At 38.3% G+C, this 15585-nt stretch carries 14 protein-coding genes and 3 tRNA genes; 2 read left to right on the top strand and 15 right to left on the bottom strand.

What is annotated here, in order from left to right:
* Positions 1–62 precede the first annotated feature (62 nt).
* The 15 genes from UFO1_RS08200 to UFO1_RS08135 all read right to left on the bottom strand — a co-directional run bounded on the left by UFO1_RS08200 (position 63) and on the right by UFO1_RS08135 (position 12871).
* On the bottom strand, positions 63–1574 hold the full coding sequence (locus tag UFO1_RS08200) for a P-loop NTPase fold protein (protein ID WP_038669979.1): 1512 nt from the start codon (positions 1572–1574) through the stop codon (positions 63–65).
* A 322-nt stretch (positions 1575–1896) separates the two neighbouring features.
* On the bottom strand, positions 1897–2058 hold the full coding sequence (locus tag UFO1_RS25145; RefSeq protein ID WP_158442780.1) for a hypothetical protein: 162 nt from the start codon (positions 2056–2058) through the stop codon (positions 1897–1899).
* Entirely contained in the window at positions 2039–2533 is a 495-nt protein-coding gene (locus UFO1_RS08195) for a site-specific integrase (protein WP_051788863.1), read from the bottom strand. Before UFO1_RS08195 ends, UFO1_RS25145 begins: the two co-directional genes overlap by 20 nt.
* Positions 2533–2826, bottom strand: a complete 294-nt coding sequence (locus UFO1_RS08190) for a hypothetical protein (RefSeq protein ID WP_038669978.1) — start codon at positions 2824–2826, stop codon at positions 2533–2535. Before UFO1_RS08190 ends, UFO1_RS08195 begins: the two co-directional genes overlap by 1 nt.
* 106 nt (positions 2827–2932) lie before the next feature.
* Positions 2933–3008: transfer RNA gene (locus tag UFO1_RS08185), tRNA-Trp, on the bottom strand.
* 1 nt (position 3009) lies between these two features.
* Positions 3010–3084, bottom strand: a tRNA-Gly gene (locus tag UFO1_RS08180).
* A gap of 6 nt (positions 3085–3090) precedes the next feature.
* A tRNA-Asp gene (locus UFO1_RS08175) sits at positions 3091–3166 on the bottom strand.
* 186 nt (positions 3167–3352) lie between these two features.
* Positions 3353–3925 (bottom strand): orotate phosphoribosyltransferase, encoded by a 573-nt coding sequence (gene pyrE / locus UFO1_RS08170; RefSeq protein ID WP_038669977.1) that lies wholly within the window; start codon positions 3923–3925, stop codon positions 3353–3355.
* A complete protein-coding gene (gene pyrF, locus UFO1_RS08165; RefSeq protein WP_038669976.1) occupies positions 3918–4643 on the bottom strand; it encodes an orotidine-5'-phosphate decarboxylase in 726 nt (241 codons plus the stop codon). The genes pyrE and pyrF overlap by 8 nt, the downstream gene beginning before the upstream one ends.
* Positions 4644–4661: 18 nt before the next feature.
* Positions 4662–5600, bottom strand: a complete 939-nt coding sequence (locus UFO1_RS08160; protein ID WP_038669975.1) for a dihydroorotate dehydrogenase — start codon at positions 5598–5600, stop codon at positions 4662–4664.
* Positions 5597–6364, bottom strand: a complete 768-nt coding sequence (locus tag UFO1_RS08155; RefSeq protein WP_038669974.1) for a dihydroorotate dehydrogenase electron transfer subunit — start codon at positions 6362–6364, stop codon at positions 5597–5599. The genes UFO1_RS08160 and UFO1_RS08155 overlap by 4 nt, the downstream gene beginning before the upstream one ends.
* Complete coding sequence (gene carB, locus UFO1_RS08150; RefSeq protein WP_038669973.1) at positions 6357–9578, bottom strand: carbamoyl-phosphate synthase large subunit; 3222 nt, start codon at positions 9576–9578, stop codon at positions 6357–6359. Before carB ends, UFO1_RS08155 begins: the two co-directional genes overlap by 8 nt.
* 2 nt (positions 9579–9580) lie before the next feature.
* Entirely contained in the window at positions 9581–10645 is a 1065-nt protein-coding gene (gene carA, locus UFO1_RS08145; protein WP_038669972.1) for a glutamine-hydrolyzing carbamoyl-phosphate synthase small subunit, read from the bottom strand.
* Positions 10642–11931: a dihydroorotase gene (locus tag UFO1_RS08140; RefSeq protein WP_038669971.1), complete on the bottom strand. Its 1290-nt coding sequence runs from the start codon at positions 11929–11931 to the stop codon at positions 10642–10644. Before UFO1_RS08140 ends, carA begins: the two co-directional genes overlap by 4 nt.
* Complete coding sequence (locus UFO1_RS08135; RefSeq protein WP_038669970.1) at positions 11915–12871, bottom strand: aspartate carbamoyltransferase catalytic subunit; 957 nt, start codon at positions 12869–12871, stop codon at positions 11915–11917. Before UFO1_RS08135 ends, UFO1_RS08140 begins: the two co-directional genes overlap by 17 nt.
* Before the next feature lie 547 nt (positions 12872–13418).
* On the opposite strand from UFO1_RS08135, the gene UFO1_RS08130 reads away from it, so the two are divergent.
* Together UFO1_RS08130 and UFO1_RS08125 are read left to right on the top strand one after the other, a co-directional pair.
* A complete protein-coding gene (locus UFO1_RS08130; protein ID WP_038669969.1) occupies positions 13419–14063 on the top strand; it encodes a phosphoribosyltransferase in 645 nt (214 codons plus the stop codon).
* Positions 14064–14273: 210 nt separating this feature from the next.
* Positions 14274–15539: an ATP-binding protein gene (locus UFO1_RS08125; RefSeq protein ID WP_038669968.1), complete on the top strand. Its 1266-nt coding sequence runs from the start codon at positions 14274–14276 to the stop codon at positions 15537–15539.
* Positions 15540–15585: the final 46 nt, after the last annotated feature.

The raw sequence follows: 15585 nt of genomic DNA, 5'->3' as shown, positions 1-15585 counted from the left end.
AAGCAGTTAGGGGCGTTTAGGACAAAAAAATACCCTGCAATTAAATGCAAGGTTTATGATACTTATAAGTATAATTCAGCCATAGCAAATATATCTGATAAAATATATTCATCATTACATTCAAGTACACAATCTATATTCTTTTCAATAAACATACAAAATCTCGATAAAATATTATCTTGTTCGGTAAATTGATTCATATAAGCATTTGGATAAGAATAATTAAGAATAAGATATTTCTTTGATAACGGTGCAAAAATAGTAAGAAAACTATATCTAAATATTTCAAAGTTTTTCTGTTCATCTGATGATAATTTATTTAGGTCTTTTCCTCTTGGCACTTGTTTTTCACATTTCATTTCTTTAATTGTTTGTATAGCAGTAGATAATAAATAAAACTTGACATTTTCTATATTGTTATCTATATCCGAATTCATGGTATTCGAATAATGTATAAGTTTATTATCATAGTTTTTTATAATATTATAGTAATCAGGATGAAATTCATACAAAATTATAATAAATAGAGTCAAAATAACATAAAATGATTGATTTAAATTTGGTATTAAATCATTATTACCTATATCTTGTTCTTTTAAATATTTTATAAATATGTATTTATTTAAAATTTTTCTTAATTGTCTTGAATTACCAAATTTAATAGTTTCAAAAAAATCGGAAACCAAGTTTGACGTTTTATATTCTTTTTCTTTACCTTCTATAGTATTAACCCCTTCGATAACTCTCTTATTTTCGCTTATTAGATATGTTTCCAAGAATCTTCTTAGATATATTTCTTTTGGCATAGAAAAGGAAATATCAAAGATTTTTTCTAAATATTCATCTGATTTTAAAACTTGTCCATATTTGTGTTGAACGGCTTTATTAACAGCTTCTTTATCTAATCCACACATAAATATAGTTCTCTGACCAAATGTAAAAAATAGTTTTATTGCAGACAATAATGCTAATACATTTTCAGGTTCACAGCGGTCTAAGTCATCAATAAATATTAATAGTTTTTTTTCACCGTTACCCAAAATTGAATTTTCCATTTTTTTATATGCAATTTGAAAATTATCAATTTTTTTATAAAATGTAATATCATCTGGTTTTAAATAATTTTCTGCTTCCTGTACAATTTTTTCAAGATTAATTTTTGCTCCAGGAACTTCTAATGTAATGCTTTTTGCAACACCTTTTAATATCCCTTTTAATGCTGAAAAAACTTCATTTGCTACTTCTTTTAGTTCTGTCTCTTTATTTACACTTATTACATCCACCATTGACAAAGCCAAATTTTCATCATTTTCATGTTTCCATGCTTCAAAGAAAACAGGATAAAATCTTTCTTTACATAAATCTTTTTCTATCCACCGCATTAATGAAGTCTTGCCACTTCCCCAATCTCCATATAGTGCTATCATCTGAACTTGTGCTGCTGTATGACCACTAATTTTTTCAATAAAATTCTTTATCATTTTACCCTTTGGTATTGTATTAAGATAATCATTATCTTCTGTCAGAATTTCATGTCGATTAGATTTGAATAATTTTAATATATTGTCAGGCATATAAAACATCCTTTGCCAAAGTAATATATGTAGTATATTCAATATAAATTACCAAAATCCTACAAATAGAAGCACCTAACCGCTTAATGGTTAAATCCTACTCTATAATAATTACTCCTATCAGACAATTCTTACTGAATAAGTAGGGATTTGGTAAATAGTAAACAAAATTATAAGCAAATTAATTCTATTTTTGTATTAATATAATACTGCTGCAACGAAATAATAAATCATATCACTTCGTCTATAGATGTAAATTTAAAAATGAGGCGATTGTATGAAATACTATATTTTAATTAAATAACAAACTATTAGATTTTCATTATTCTTTTTTTGAAGCAGATAAATTTTTGAGCGGACTTGCTTTTTCATGATTTTCTCGCACATCTTCAGAAGCTAAGTTTACATACACACGTGTCATGTCCAAAGTTTCATGACCCAACAATGCTTGTAAACTAAATGCACTACCTCCATTTTCGAACATAGAACAATCCAAAAACATGCCGTAAATGGTAAGGTGTTATTTCTACATTGATTTTTGCCGAGTATTTGCGAAATCTGTCTTGCATTCCTCTCGCTGGCATTCTATGACCATCATAAGTACAAAGCACAGGAACATCTGTTTCCCAATCGGAAGGTCTAACAGAAATTAATTTCTTTAATACTTCAACCACTTGTAAGGAAATTGGTAAATATCTTTCTTTCCTAGTTTTTGCATATTCACGTCTTACTCTAATTTGTCTGCCTTGTAAATTAACATCAGAAGGTTTAATTTGCAAAGCTTCGTTTGGTCTTATACCGCAATCTAACATCATGTTTACAAAAGCAAAATCTCTCAGCCCTGCAAAGGTGTCTGTTTCGATGGCATTCATGAAATCTCGAATGTTTTTTTCTGAGTGGTCAACTACCTGAATCGTTGGTCTGCGATATTTTAGTTTTATCGCAGGATTAGTCTTCATCAACCCTTCGTCGATACAATAATTGAAAATTTCCGTATTGCATTTAGCGTTTTATTATAATATGCATCCTGTTTACCATTCAACACAGATGTTAACGCCTTTTTTACTTCAGGAATGTTTGCAATATTTTTTTCTGTGTACTGCTCAAAAAACTGATTTAAGGCATACTTGTGACTTCGTAAGCTATCCTTTCCAAGTCCATACGTTTCACAAAAAACCAAAAATTGTTCTACGGTATTTTGCTTATCAAATTTGTTTGAATCTGTTGAAACTAAACTTCTAATCTTTGACATTTAAAATCCCTCTGTCTTTTTACAACACACAGACTAGGGGGTATATGTCCAAACATCCAAAAACAAAAAAAACGTCATTTTTAAAATGACGTTTCACCTTGTTATATGGCAGGGGCAGAAGGACTTGAACCCTCAACCAACGGTTTTGGAGACCGCTACTCTACCAATTGAGCTATACCCCTATGGAGCGGAAAAGGAGATTCGAACTCCCGACCCTCGCCTTGGCAAGGCGATGCTCTACCGCTGAGCTATTTCCGCAATAAATGGCGACCCAGATCGGATTTGAACCGACGACCTCCGCCGTGACAGGGCGGCATTCTAACCGCTAAACTACTGGGCCACTGTGTCGCGTCAACCACCGACTTGATAATAATAACACAACTTGTTCTTAATGGCAAGACATTTTTTAACGAATTATGTTAATTTACCTATATTTTTTTTTAGTTTTTCACTTACTCACCATTTACTATTTTATAAAGACTAAGATTCAGATTGAACTAAAGTTCATCTGAATCTTAATTTTCCTTTATAACTTACGGCTGCCACGTTTTGTTATTGGATTTCCTTGGGCACACAGGGGACAATTGTCAGGCTGGTGTGTCTCCACCGTTAAATGCAATAAAGCTTGATGAGGCACACCAAAGTCGGCTTTGCCACCACTCCGATCTACTAATATACCTACACCTACAGGTGTACCGCCATGTTCACGGACAACATCTAAAACCTCTTGCACAGAACCACCTGTAGTAACAATATCTTCTACGATTAATACCCGTTCACCAGGTTTTATGGTAAACCCACGCCGTAAGGTCATTTTACCATTTTCACGTTCTGTAAAGATAGCACGAGTGCCAAGATTCTTCCCAACCTCATGGGCCAGTAAGATCCCACCAGTAACAGGGCCAATTACTAATTCCACTTGATCATGAACGAACCGTTCTGCTAGTGCTTTACACAAGGCTGCTGTATGTTCTGGGTATTGCAGTACTTGAAATTTCTCAACATATAAAGGGCTATGTAATCCTGACGTTAATAAAAAATGTCCTTCCAGGATGGCACCTGTATCAACAAACAATTGTCTTACTTGTGTTTCATTCATGACTATAGTCCCTCATTTCTTTTAAAATATCTTCTGCGGCTTGCCTTGGATCGCTTACTCCAGTAATCGGGCGCCCAATCACTAAGTGATTAGCCCCATTTAAAAGCGCACCAGCTGGTGTAGCAATACGGCTCTGGTCGTTAATCGCTGCTCCACTTGGTCTAATACCAGGAGTAACTATTATAAAGTCATTACCACATGCAACGCGAATTTGTGCCGCTTCTTGTGGTGATGCTACAACTCCATCTAAACCCGCTTTTTGTGCCAACTTAGCTAAGTGAACTACCTGTCCAGATAACTCTGAGTCAAATCCAAGGGTTGACCATTCTTCTTGATTCATGCTAGTCAGCACAGTAACAGCAATTAACTTAGGTGGGCAAATATTCATCTGTTCCGCTTTATTCTTTACAGCTTTCGCTGCAGTTTGCATCATAGTAAATCCACCGGATGCATGCACATTTAGCATGTTTGCACCTAATTCTGTCAAAGAAGCTAATCCTTGCCCTACCGTGTTCGGTATGTCATGTAATTTCAAATCTAGAAAAATATCTTTGGTTTGTTGGCGCAAATAGGTGATAACTTGACTTCCCACACTATAGAAAAGTTCCATACCTACTTTATAGTAATTAACAGAATCACCTAGTTGCTCCACAAGTTGCTGTACCTTTTCCATACTATGAACATCTAAGGCTACGATTAAACGTTTATCACCGTTCATTCACTCACATCCAATATTTTATATACTGACTTTACCTACTAATTGGCCAACATGGGTTAAACCACGTTGCGCGAGATAGTCTTTAATACCATCTGCTACGGATTGAGATGCACGGGGATCAACAAAGTTAGCCGTGCCTACGGCTATAGCACTAGCCCCTGCCAACATAAACTCAATCGCATCTTCCGCTGTCATAATTCCACCCATACCAATGATAGGTACGCTAACAGCTTGGGCAACTTGCCATACCATACGTACCGCAATTGGTTTTACTGCCGGTCCTGATAACCCCCCCACCACATTACCTAATACAGGACGCCATTTATGAATATCAATAGACATTCCTAGTAAGGTATTAATAAGGGATATTGCATCTGCTCCAGCTGCTTCTACTGCCTGAGCCATAGCAACAATATCCGTTACATTGGGAGATAACTTTACAATGACTGGTAGATTGGTATTCTCTTTTACCTGCCGTACTACGGCAGAGGCACTATCGCAATTCGTTCCAAAAGCAATGCCACCTTCTTTTACATTAGGACAAGAAATATTAAGTTCTACTCCTGCAACACCTTTAACCGAAAGACGAGCAGCTAATTGCCCATATTCTTCCACTGTATTACCTGACATATTCACAATAACAGGCACATCATATTCTGATAATCGTGGTAATGTATTAGCTAAAAATTCATCTACCCCTGGATTTTCTAGACCAATGGAATTTAGCATACCAGCTGGCGTCTCAGCAATACGCCGCCCATTATTTCCTGAACGTGGTGCCAGGGTTGTCCCTTTCACAACTAGCGCACCAATCTTGTTTAAATCTACATAGTCCGTATATTCCAGCCCAAAACCAAAGGTTCCAGAAGCGGTCATAACGGGAGTTTTCATTTTAATTCCGGCTATACTTACGGAAAGCATATCCTTCTGAGTACAGCATTCTTGCCCTCTACTCATGAAATCACCTCCTGAGCCCAAAAAACAGGACCATCCGTACATACTTTTTTTCGCGTCCCATCATTAGTGGCACAAGTACAGGACAAACAGCCTCCAATACCACAGGCCATGAAGTCCTCTAAAGAAACTTGACAAGGAATATTGTGTTCTTCGGCAAGTCTCGCTACCCCCTCCATCATAACCCGGGGGCCGCAAGTGTAAATTATATCAAAAGTGGATTTTTTCAATAACTCAGGCAATATATCTAATGTTACACCAGTACTTCCTAACGTACCATCATCTGTTGTTACGTGGATATTATTACACATGTTATGGAACATACTAAGCCAAAACATTTCTTCTTTTGTACGACCGCCCATTAATACCTCACTAGGGCGTGGGCATAAGGCACCAGCTAGATAAACTAGCGGCGCCAATCCCATTCCCCCACCAACTAACAAAGGGCGTTGACCTTGTATTGTAAAACCATTGCCCAAGGGACCCATACAGTCTACAGAATCCTTAGTATCTAAGGTCGCCAAGTAAGCGGTACCTTGTCCGACTATCCGGTAAATTGTACTAACTGTTCCAGCCTCTCTATCTGCGCCAGAAATGCTCAGGGGTCGACGCAGCAAGGGATGATAGGACTTAGCCACTCTCACATGAAGAAATTGTCCTGGTTTTGCCATTGTGGCAATTTCTGGGGCGTATAGGACTAATTCTTTCACCTGATTGCCAATCTCACTATTACGTACAATCTGAGCTTCTACCACTAGTTTAGGCAAGGCTATCCCCTCCACCTACATAATCTTGTATTGCTAATACGTAAGACAAGCGACGTTCCCGCATGAAGGTGAGAACCTCTAACACTGCCTTTGCTGTATCCATAGAAGTAAAACAAGGAATAGCATGTTCTACTGTTGCTCGACGAATTTTGTAGCCATCGCGCTCTGGTTCTTTGCCATGGGTCAGCGTATTGATAACCATGTTAATTTTTCCTGTTTTGATCATCTGAATAATGTCAGGTTTATGTTCATGAACTTTATCCACAGTATTGACAGTTAGTCCTAAAGACTGCAGATGTTTCGCAGTACCACCCGTCGCTACTAAATGATATCCAAGATCCGCAAGGTTTTTTGCTAGTTCCCCGCCCTCTTCTTTATCTTTGTCTGCTACGGTGAATAATACCGTTCCGTATTCAGGCACGTTCATCCCAGCACCTGTAATGGCTTTGTATAAGGCTCTGGCATAATGATAATCAATCCCCATAACTTCGCCAGTAGATTTCATTTCTGGCCCTAAGGATATATCTACTTGCTGCATCTTAGAGAAAGAGAAAACTGGTGCTTTAACTGCCGTATATGGTTTAGACGGTAACAAACCAGATTTATAGCCAAGAGAAGCAAGGCTTTCCCCCATAGCTACGCGAGTAGCTACATTTACCATTGGCACATCTGTTACTTTACTTAAGAAAGGAATGGTACGGCTAGAACGTGGATTTACCTCAATAACATAGACGTTTTCGTCTACTACTACATATTGAATATTAATAAGTCCTTTGACCTCTAAGCCAACTGCCAGCCTAGTTGTATAGTCCACGATTGTATTAATAATGGCAGGTGACAAGCTCTTAGTTGGGTATACAGCGATACTATCACCTGAATGCACCCCGGCTCGTTCCACATGCTCCATAATACCTGGGATAAAGACATCTTTACCGTCAGAAATGGCATCCACTTCTACCTCTGTACCTTGCATATAACGATCTACTAATACAGGATGCTCAGGTGAAGCTTTAACCGCTCTTGTCATATAGTCTTTTAATTCTGCTTCCGTATAAACAATCTCCATGGCACGACCGCCTAGTACATAGGAAGGCCTTACTACAACTGGATAACCAATCTTAGCTGCTTCTATAACAGCATCTGCCCCATTCGTGACTGTACCACCTTGAGGTCTTGGAATGTTATTTGCTTCAAGAAGCTCATCAAAGCGTTCTCTATCTTCCGCCCGATCTATGTTATCTACACTGGTACCTAATATTTTAACACCAGCTTTTGCTAAAGGCTGAGCCAAGTTAATTGCTGTCTGCCCTCCAAACTGTACAATAACACCTTCTGGTTTTTCTTTATCAATAATGTTCATTACATCTTCAGGAGTCAAAGGTTCAAAATAAAGACGATCTGCTGTATCAAAATCGGTACTTACCGTTTCAGGATTATTATTAACGATAATAGATTCTAAGCCCATCTCTCTAAGAGCCCAAACAGAATGTACAGAGCAATAGTCAAACTCTACACCCTGCCCGATACGAATAGGGCCTGAACCTAAAACCATAACCTTACGTTTTTCCGAGACTGTCACTTCATCTTCTTGGGCATAGGTAGAGTAATAATAAGGTGTATCCGCTTCAAACTCAGCGGCACAAGTATCTACCATTTTATAGGAAGGTACAATACCTTGTTGTTTGCGAGAAGTTCTGATTTCTTCTATTGAACTAGAAGATAATGCAGCGATGGTCCTGTCGGTAAAGCCCATTTTTTTTGCTTTTAACATACGTTCGGAGGATATCTCCTCTGTTTTAAGCAATACTTCCATAGCTATAATATTTTTAATCTTATTTAAGAAAAAGGTGTTAATACTAGTAATGCGATGGATTTCATCAACTGAAATACCCCTACGCAATGCCTCTGCTATCATAAATATACGTTCATCATTGGCAACGGTTAGCTTTTTGTGTACTTCTTCTGTTGATAAGTTCGCCATTTCAGGTATCTGCAAATGATTGAGTCCAATTTCTAGTGAACGTACTGCTTTTAACAAGGCGCCTTCAAAGGAACGGTCAATGGACATGACTTCCCCTGTAGCTTTCATTTGTGTGCCAAGTATTCTATCGGCAAACATGAATTTATCGAAAGGCCAACGCGGGAATTTTACTACCAAATAATCTAATGTAGGCTCAAAACATGCCATGGTTTTTTTCGTGACTGCATTTTGTATTTCATCAAGGTTGTAACCAATCGCAATCTTACTGGCAACTTTCGCAATAGGATATCCTGTGGCTTTAGAAGCTAACGCACTGGAACGACTAACCCGAGGATTTACTTCAATAACGTAATATTGACTACTATGAGGATCAAGGGCATATTGGGCATTGCAACCGCCTTCAATTCCGAGTTCACGAATGATTTTTAAAGAAGCAGTTCTAAGCATTTGATATTCATGATCACTCAGAGTTTGAGAAGGAGCTACTACAATACTATCTCCAGTATGAACGCCGACTGGATCAAAGTTTTCCATATTACACACAACAATACAGTTGTCTGCAGCATCACGCATGACTTCATATTCAATCTCTTTCCAACCAGCCACACTTCGTTCAATTAAAACCTGACCAATCATACTATATTTCAATCCACGAATTACGACATCAATCAGGTCGTTTTCGTTATCTACAATACCGCCGCCAGCTCCCCCCATGGTATAAGCAGGACGCACAATAATAGGGTAACCGATTTGCCTTGCAAATTCGCAGGCACTTTCTACATCTTCTACAGTAATACTTTCTGGAACAGGTTGGCCAATGGATTGCATCGTTGCTTTAAATAATTCACGGTCTTCTGCCTTTTTGATTGCTTCCAGTGAGGTTCCAAGTAGTTCTACATTAAAATTGGAGAGTACGCCATTTTCATATAAGTTAACAGCTAAATTTAGCCCGGCCTGCCCTCCTAATGTAGCTAATAGACCGTCTGGACGTTCTTTTGCGATAATTGCTTCCAAAAAATCTGGAGTTAGAGGCTCTATATATACACGGTCAGCAATATTGGTATCTGTCATAATCGTTGCTGGATTACTGTTAACCAATATTACCTCCAATCCCTCTTCTTTTAGTGCACGGCACGCTTGGGTACCTGCATAATCAAATTCTGCAGCCTGCCCAATAACGATAGGCCCTGAACCGATTACCATGACTTTTTTAAGATATTCCTTCTTCGGCATAATTAAACTCCCTTCGGCAACAGCGCCATAAATTCTTCAAATAAATACGTGCTATCATCTGGCCCTGGCGATGCTTCAGGATGATATTGTACAGAGAAGACTGGCAAGCTTTTATGGCGCATACCTTCTACTGTATTATCATTTACAGCCCTATGGCTAATACATACATCCAAATTTTCAAAGGAAGATTCCTCAACTGCATATCCATGATTTTGAGAGGTAATATGCACTCTGCCCGTTAACAAGTTCTTTACCGGTTGATTGGAACCTCTATGACCAAATTTCAATTTATAGGTATCTGCACCTAACGCTAAAGCTAATAATTGGTGGCCTAAGCAAATACCAAAAATCGGTTTTTTGTCTATTAATTCTTTAATCGCTTCAATGGCATAGGGTACATCTTTGGGGTCTCCTGGCCCATTTGACAAAAAGACGCCATCAGGTTTTAAGTTCATAATGTTCTCAGCTGTAGTATCTGCTGGCACAACCGTTAAATTACAACCTAAATGATGAAGAGAACGTAAGATGTTGTTTTTAATACCAAAATCCATTACTACTACATGAGGGCCTTTATTTTCAATCTTATATATTTCAGGAGTGGTAACTTCCTGTACTTCTTTCATTTCAGGAAGTACTGCGAAATATTTTTTGATTTCTTCTTCACTTGTTTCTGCTGGAACAATAACACCTTTCATCGTTCCATTGGCACGAATACGCCGCGTGATTGCGCGAGTATCCACTCCATATATACACGGAATATTATGATCCGTTAAATATTTGGTCAATGTGTTTTCACACTGATAATTACTTGGTTCCTCACAAAGTTCGCTAATAATAAACCCGCGAACAAATGATTTTCTTGACTGTTCGAACAGATCTGCCACGCCATAGTTTCCAATGAGAGGATAGGTCAAGGTTACGATCTGACCGCAATAAGACGGGTCAGTTAGTATTTCTTGGTATCCTGTCATCCCTGTATTAAATACTACTTCTCCAACGGCACTACTATCTGCTACCAGATTTCCGTAAAACACGGAACCGTCTTCTAATATAAGTTTCCCTTTCATATACATACCTCGCCTTTTTGCATTACGAAGTTGCCATTCACTAGTGTAGCAACCGCTTTGCCCTTTAATATTTTTTTCTCATATGGAGTATGTTTCCCTTTTGTATAAAAGGTACTACTGTCTACCACCCATTCCAAATCTGCATCTATGATAGTTATATCTGCCGGGGCTCCTACTGCTAGTCCCCCTGCCTTAATTCCTAATATACGAGAAGGAGCTGTTGACATCCTCTCGACAATCTCAACCAATGTGAACTTTCCTGTATGATATAGATCCGTCAAAACAACCCCTATGGCTGTTTCTAGCCCCGCAAAACCAGAAGGTGCTTGTTTATACTCCCGATCTTTTTCTTCAAAAGCATGGGGAGCATGATCTGTCGCAATGGCATCTAATGTACCATCCTTTAACCCTTCTAGCAAGGCGGCAACATGATCAGAGGAGCGGAGTGGTGGGTTTACCTTAGTGGCTGTATCAAAAGTTTTTACCGCCTCATCTGTTAGAGTAAGATGATGTGGTGTTACTTCAGCAGTGACCTTAACACCCCGTTTTTTAGCTTGGCGAATTAATTCTACTGCACCTTTGCTGCTGACATGAGCAATATGAAGCAAAGAATCGGTATACTCGGCAAGCATTATATCGCGAGCTACTGCAATGTCTTCGGCTACAGCAGGTCGACCTTTCATTCCTAACATAGCCGAAACTGCTCCTTCATGCATGACTCCTTCTTCTACCAAGGATTCATCCTCAGCGTGAGAAATGACAGGACATCCAAACATACTGGTATACTCAAGAGCCGTTTTAAAAAGTCGATTATTATCTAGGGAACTTCCATCATCAGAAATGGCCACCGCGCCTGAAAGTATCATGTCACCAATTTCGGACAGCTCTTTGCCTTGCTGACCTTTGCTTAGAGCTCCAATGACCTTAATATTCACTACACCCTCTGACTGTGCTCTCTGCAATATACCCGATACTAAAATGGCATTATCTATAGTAGGACTTGTGTTGGGCATACACGCGATGGTAGTAAATCCACCTGCTGCTGCAGCTCTAGTACCCGATGCAATGTCTTCTTTTGCTTCTAGCCCTGGTTCCCTTAGATGTACATGCATATCTACAAATCCAGGAGCAATCATGAGTCCTTGAGCATCAAACACTTCCGTTCCTGCTTCACTTAGATTGTCTCCAATTTTAGCAATTAAACCATTTTCTATCAATATATCAGTAACTTTATCAATGTTCTGAGCTGGGTCGATCATTCGTCCATTTTTAAGCAATAGTTTCAATGTTCTTACCTCCTGTCAACACCAAAAATAAAGCTGCCATTCTCACTGCTAATCCATTTTTGACTTGCTCTTGAATAACAGATTGATCACCATAGGCTATATCAGGAGAAATCTCTAATCCTCGATTCATCGGACCTGGATGCATAACTAATGCATCTGGTTTTGCTAAATCCAAGCGAGCTTGATTCACACCAAAAATACGTGCATATTCTCTTGCGGACGGGAATAAACCTTTATGCTGCCGTTCCCGCTGAATGCGTAGGACATTGACAACATCTGCTCCCTCTATGGCTGCTTCCACTCTGTCATGGACAAAAACTCCTGCTTGTTCAATATCACGAGGCATTAAGGTTTTTGGTCCTGCTAAGTGAACTTCAGCTCCCATTTTCATGAGCCCCCAAATATTAGACCTAGCGACTCGGCTATGAAAAATGTCACCAATAATAGCAATTTTGAGCCCTGCAAGTTTACCCTTGCTTTCTTTAATCGTAAACATATCCAGAAGCCCTTGGGTAGGATGTTCATGAGCTCCATCTCCAGCATTGATAATTACAGGGGAGGCTATATTCGCCGCATACTGGGCAGAACCTTCAGCCTCGTGACGCATAACAATCACGTCTACCCCCATAGCTTCTATTGTATATAAAGTATCCCGCAGGCTTTCCCCTTTTGTCACACTACTTGCACTCGCAGTGATATTTACTACATCTGCCCCAAGGTATTTACCAGCTAATTCAAAAGAAGTACGTGTTCTAGTACTTGCTTCAAAAAATAAATTTACAACGGACTTACCTCGTAATGATGGCACCTTTTTTATATCACGACCAATAATCCCCTTCATTTCTCGAGCAGTCTCTAAAATCAATTCCATCTCTGGCACAGTCATCGTTTCAAGACCTAAAATGTCTTTTCCCCGTAATGATATTTGGCGTTTACTCACAGCCACTCCTCCTCATAAATAAAACTCCTTACCAGGTAGGCAAGGAGCTTCAAGGCAACAAGATAGACTTGTGGCCGAACAAACACCCTTGCCAAACTCTCTGGATTAGCTTAAAGGATAGTATTTGTATTTTTGCAACAGAATACGCCCTACCATATTAGACTTTTGTGAAAGCCATTTATATTTATGCATGTTTTACTTATATATATACTATCAAATTATTGAAACGGTTGTCAATCCCTTTAAAACATGCATAAAAAAACCTTCTGGCGTGTGATGACGCAAGAAGGCATAAATATACACTACTTTAGTAAATGTCTCCTTTGCAGCCTCACAGGACCACGTTAAAGGTAGTATTCTATTAGAGTGATTATATCAAAAACAGCCCTTATATGTCAATATCTTTATTCATACTGTGTACTTTCATCAAGAGCCTTATTTATAATAGAAGTAAAGTACATTAGAATAAGTTCATCACAATTAAGAAAAACTAAGAGTAATACTTTCACCTGAACGATATTACTCTCTTGATTAAGGGGATATGCGCATGTTTAAGGACCGTACCGAAGCTGGTAAAATGCTAGCTGATAAGCTATCGCCGGTTTTATCTGGCAACAACATTTGCCTGTTAGCAGTGCCACGAGGCGGTGTAGTAGTTGCTGCTCCATTAGCACAACAATTAAATAGCAGTTTAGGAGTGTTGGTTACTAGAAAGATTGGCCATCCTTTAAACCCAGAGGTTGCTATTGGAGCAGTCATGCCTGACGGTAGTGCTGTTTTAGACCAGTATACTCTTGAAAGGTTCAGTATTGGACAAACTGAACTACAGCAAATGATTCAGAGCCAATATAGTGAAATTAAACGGCGAATGCTGGCTTATACTGGAAGCGACCAACCTCCTGAAGTAACAAACCGAACTGCAGTAATTATCGACGACGGAATTGCTACCGGTTATACAATCCAAGCAGCAGTACAGTGGATTAAAACGTTAAATCCAGCCAAGATAATCATTGCGGTACCAGTCGCCCCTCCTGAAGTAATAGAAACACTTGAATCACAAGTTGATAAAATAATCTGTCCCTTTCAACCAGAGGCCTTTGGAGCGGTTGGCATGTATTATGAAGAATTCTCCCAAACAGAAGATGAGGAAGTGCTAGCTATTTTACATGAGCTAAATCATCCTCGTATGTAATAAACTTTTAAGAGACAATCTATTGAAAAAAATACTGACCAGCATGTTATCTTCTATATACAAGAAGCTCTTTGTTTCAATTCGTGGAATCGAGAGCTTTTCGTTATATCTTCTATTAAACTTAGTACTTTTAAAGGATATTGTCCCTTTTTGGCCAATAATATAGAAAACTAAAACGAGTAATTTTGCGAAAAGAAGGATTAGAATACTATGATTACTAAAGAATTTACTCTACACAACTTAATACTTTATCGTAATATTTTAGATGACAAGATTCTAAAGAAGGTGCAACTTCTACAAGACGATAATTGTCCTAAACGGTTGTATTATGAACTTTGCAGCGAACTTTTCTCTAAAGCAGAACAACTACATTTAGAAGGGAACTTGCTAAGAAACTATCTTATTTACTTAATTGCTAAGGATGAAAATATCTTTAGTAAGACTGTAGAAAAAAGCAAGGGAATCCTAGCTTGTGATTCTACGCTATACCAAGCAGCATTACATGATATGCAGATTATACAAAATTTTATTTCTCATGATTTACACATTCTATCTAAAAAAGAAAACAGCAAGTTCCTCTTCGATTTCGTTCCAAACACTCCTAGTACTGCCGTAACCAATTATTCAATACTACATCCATATTTGAATCTTCTTAACAAAACCTCTACACCTAATTCATTAGTAGAGGAATTATTGCATTATTATTCATCTTATGGATGTGGCATAATGTCTGATTATAATGCCTTCCGCTGGAACAGCACCTCTGGACTTACGGGCATCAAGAACTTTGATCAAATTACCTTTGATGATATTACTGGATATGAACAACAAAAAGAAACTTTGGTGCAAAATACTTGTGCTTTCCTTGCAGAAAAGCCTGCTAATCACATCCTACTGATCGGGTCACCTGGAACAGGTAAATCATCTTCTGTTAAGGCCCTTATTAATGAACCTTTCGCCAAAAACCTACGCCTTGTTGAGGTTTCAAAACATGAACTAAAATCCTTACACAAGTTAATGGACTGCCTTCGAGACCACTCACAAAAATTCATTATTTTCTTAGACGATTTATCCTTCGAAGAATTCGAAGTTGAATATAAATACTTAAAATCCATCATCGATGGCGGAATCGAAATAACCCCCAAAAATGTTCTTATTTATGCAACATCAAATCGAATGCACCTTATAAAAGAAAGTTGGGATGATCGAAAAGGCAATACCGATGACGTACATCGCTTTGACACTGTAAATGAAAAACTTTCTTTATCTGAGCGTTTTGGTATCACCCTTACCTATTTGTCACCAAATCAGATAGAGTATCTTGCCATCGTAGAACAAATGGCCAGCAGGAATAATATATCCTTGCCATTGGAACAACTAAAAGCAGAAGCTCTAAAATGGGAACGTCGACATAACGGACGTTCCGGTCGAACTGTACAACAATTTATCAATCACCTCTTGAGCCATCAATCCTAAATGAAAAGTAAGGTCTTAACTCCCATTAGAGTTAGGACCTTACCTA

Source organism: Pelosinus sp. UFO1 (genome assembly GCF_000725345.1).
Classification (GTDB): domain Bacteria; phylum Bacillota; class Negativicutes; order DSM-13327; family DSM-13327; genus Pelosinus.
This window is presented reverse-complemented; position numbering and strand designations above follow the sequence as displayed.

Bases quoted from the DNA above. Each gene is read 5' to 3' on its own strand.
- UFO1_RS08160 (WP_038669975.1), bottom strand. From the start codon at position 5,600: ATGAGTAGAGGGCAAGAATGCTGTACTCAGAAGGATATGCTTTCCGTA.
- UFO1_RS08130 (WP_038669969.1), top strand. From the start codon at position 13,419: ATGTTTAAGGACCGTACCGAAGCTGGTAAAATGCTAGCTGATAAGCTA.
- UFO1_RS08200 (WP_038669979.1), bottom strand. From the start codon at position 1,574: ATGCCTGACAATATATTAAAATTATTCAAATCTAATCGACATGAAATT.
- pyrF (WP_038669976.1), bottom strand. From the start codon at position 4,643: ATGAACGGTGATAAACGTTTAATCGTAGCCTTAGATGTTCATAGTATG.
- UFO1_RS08195 (WP_051788863.1), bottom strand. From the start codon at position 2,533: ATGAAGACTAATCCTGCGATAAAACTAAAATATCGCAGACCAACGATT.
- carA (WP_038669972.1), bottom strand. From the start codon at position 10,645: ATGAAAGGGAAACTTATATTAGAAGACGGTTCCGTGTTTTACGGAAAT.
- carB (WP_038669973.1), bottom strand. From the start codon at position 9,578: ATGCCGAAGAAGGAATATCTTAAAAAAGTCATGGTAATCGGTTCAGGG.
- pyrE (WP_038669977.1), bottom strand. From the start codon at position 3,925: ATGAATGAAACACAAGTAAGACAATTGTTTGTTGATACAGGTGCCATC.
- UFO1_RS08190 (WP_038669978.1), bottom strand. From the start codon at position 2,826: ATGTCAAAGATTAGAAGTTTAGTTTCAACAGATTCAAACAAATTTGAT.
- UFO1_RS08125 (WP_038669968.1), top strand. From the start codon at position 14,274: ATGATTACTAAAGAATTTACTCTACACAACTTAATACTTTATCGTAAT.
- UFO1_RS25145 (WP_158442780.1), bottom strand. From the start codon at position 2,058: ATGTTCGAAAATGGAGGTAGTGCATTTAGTTTACAAGCATTGTTGGGT.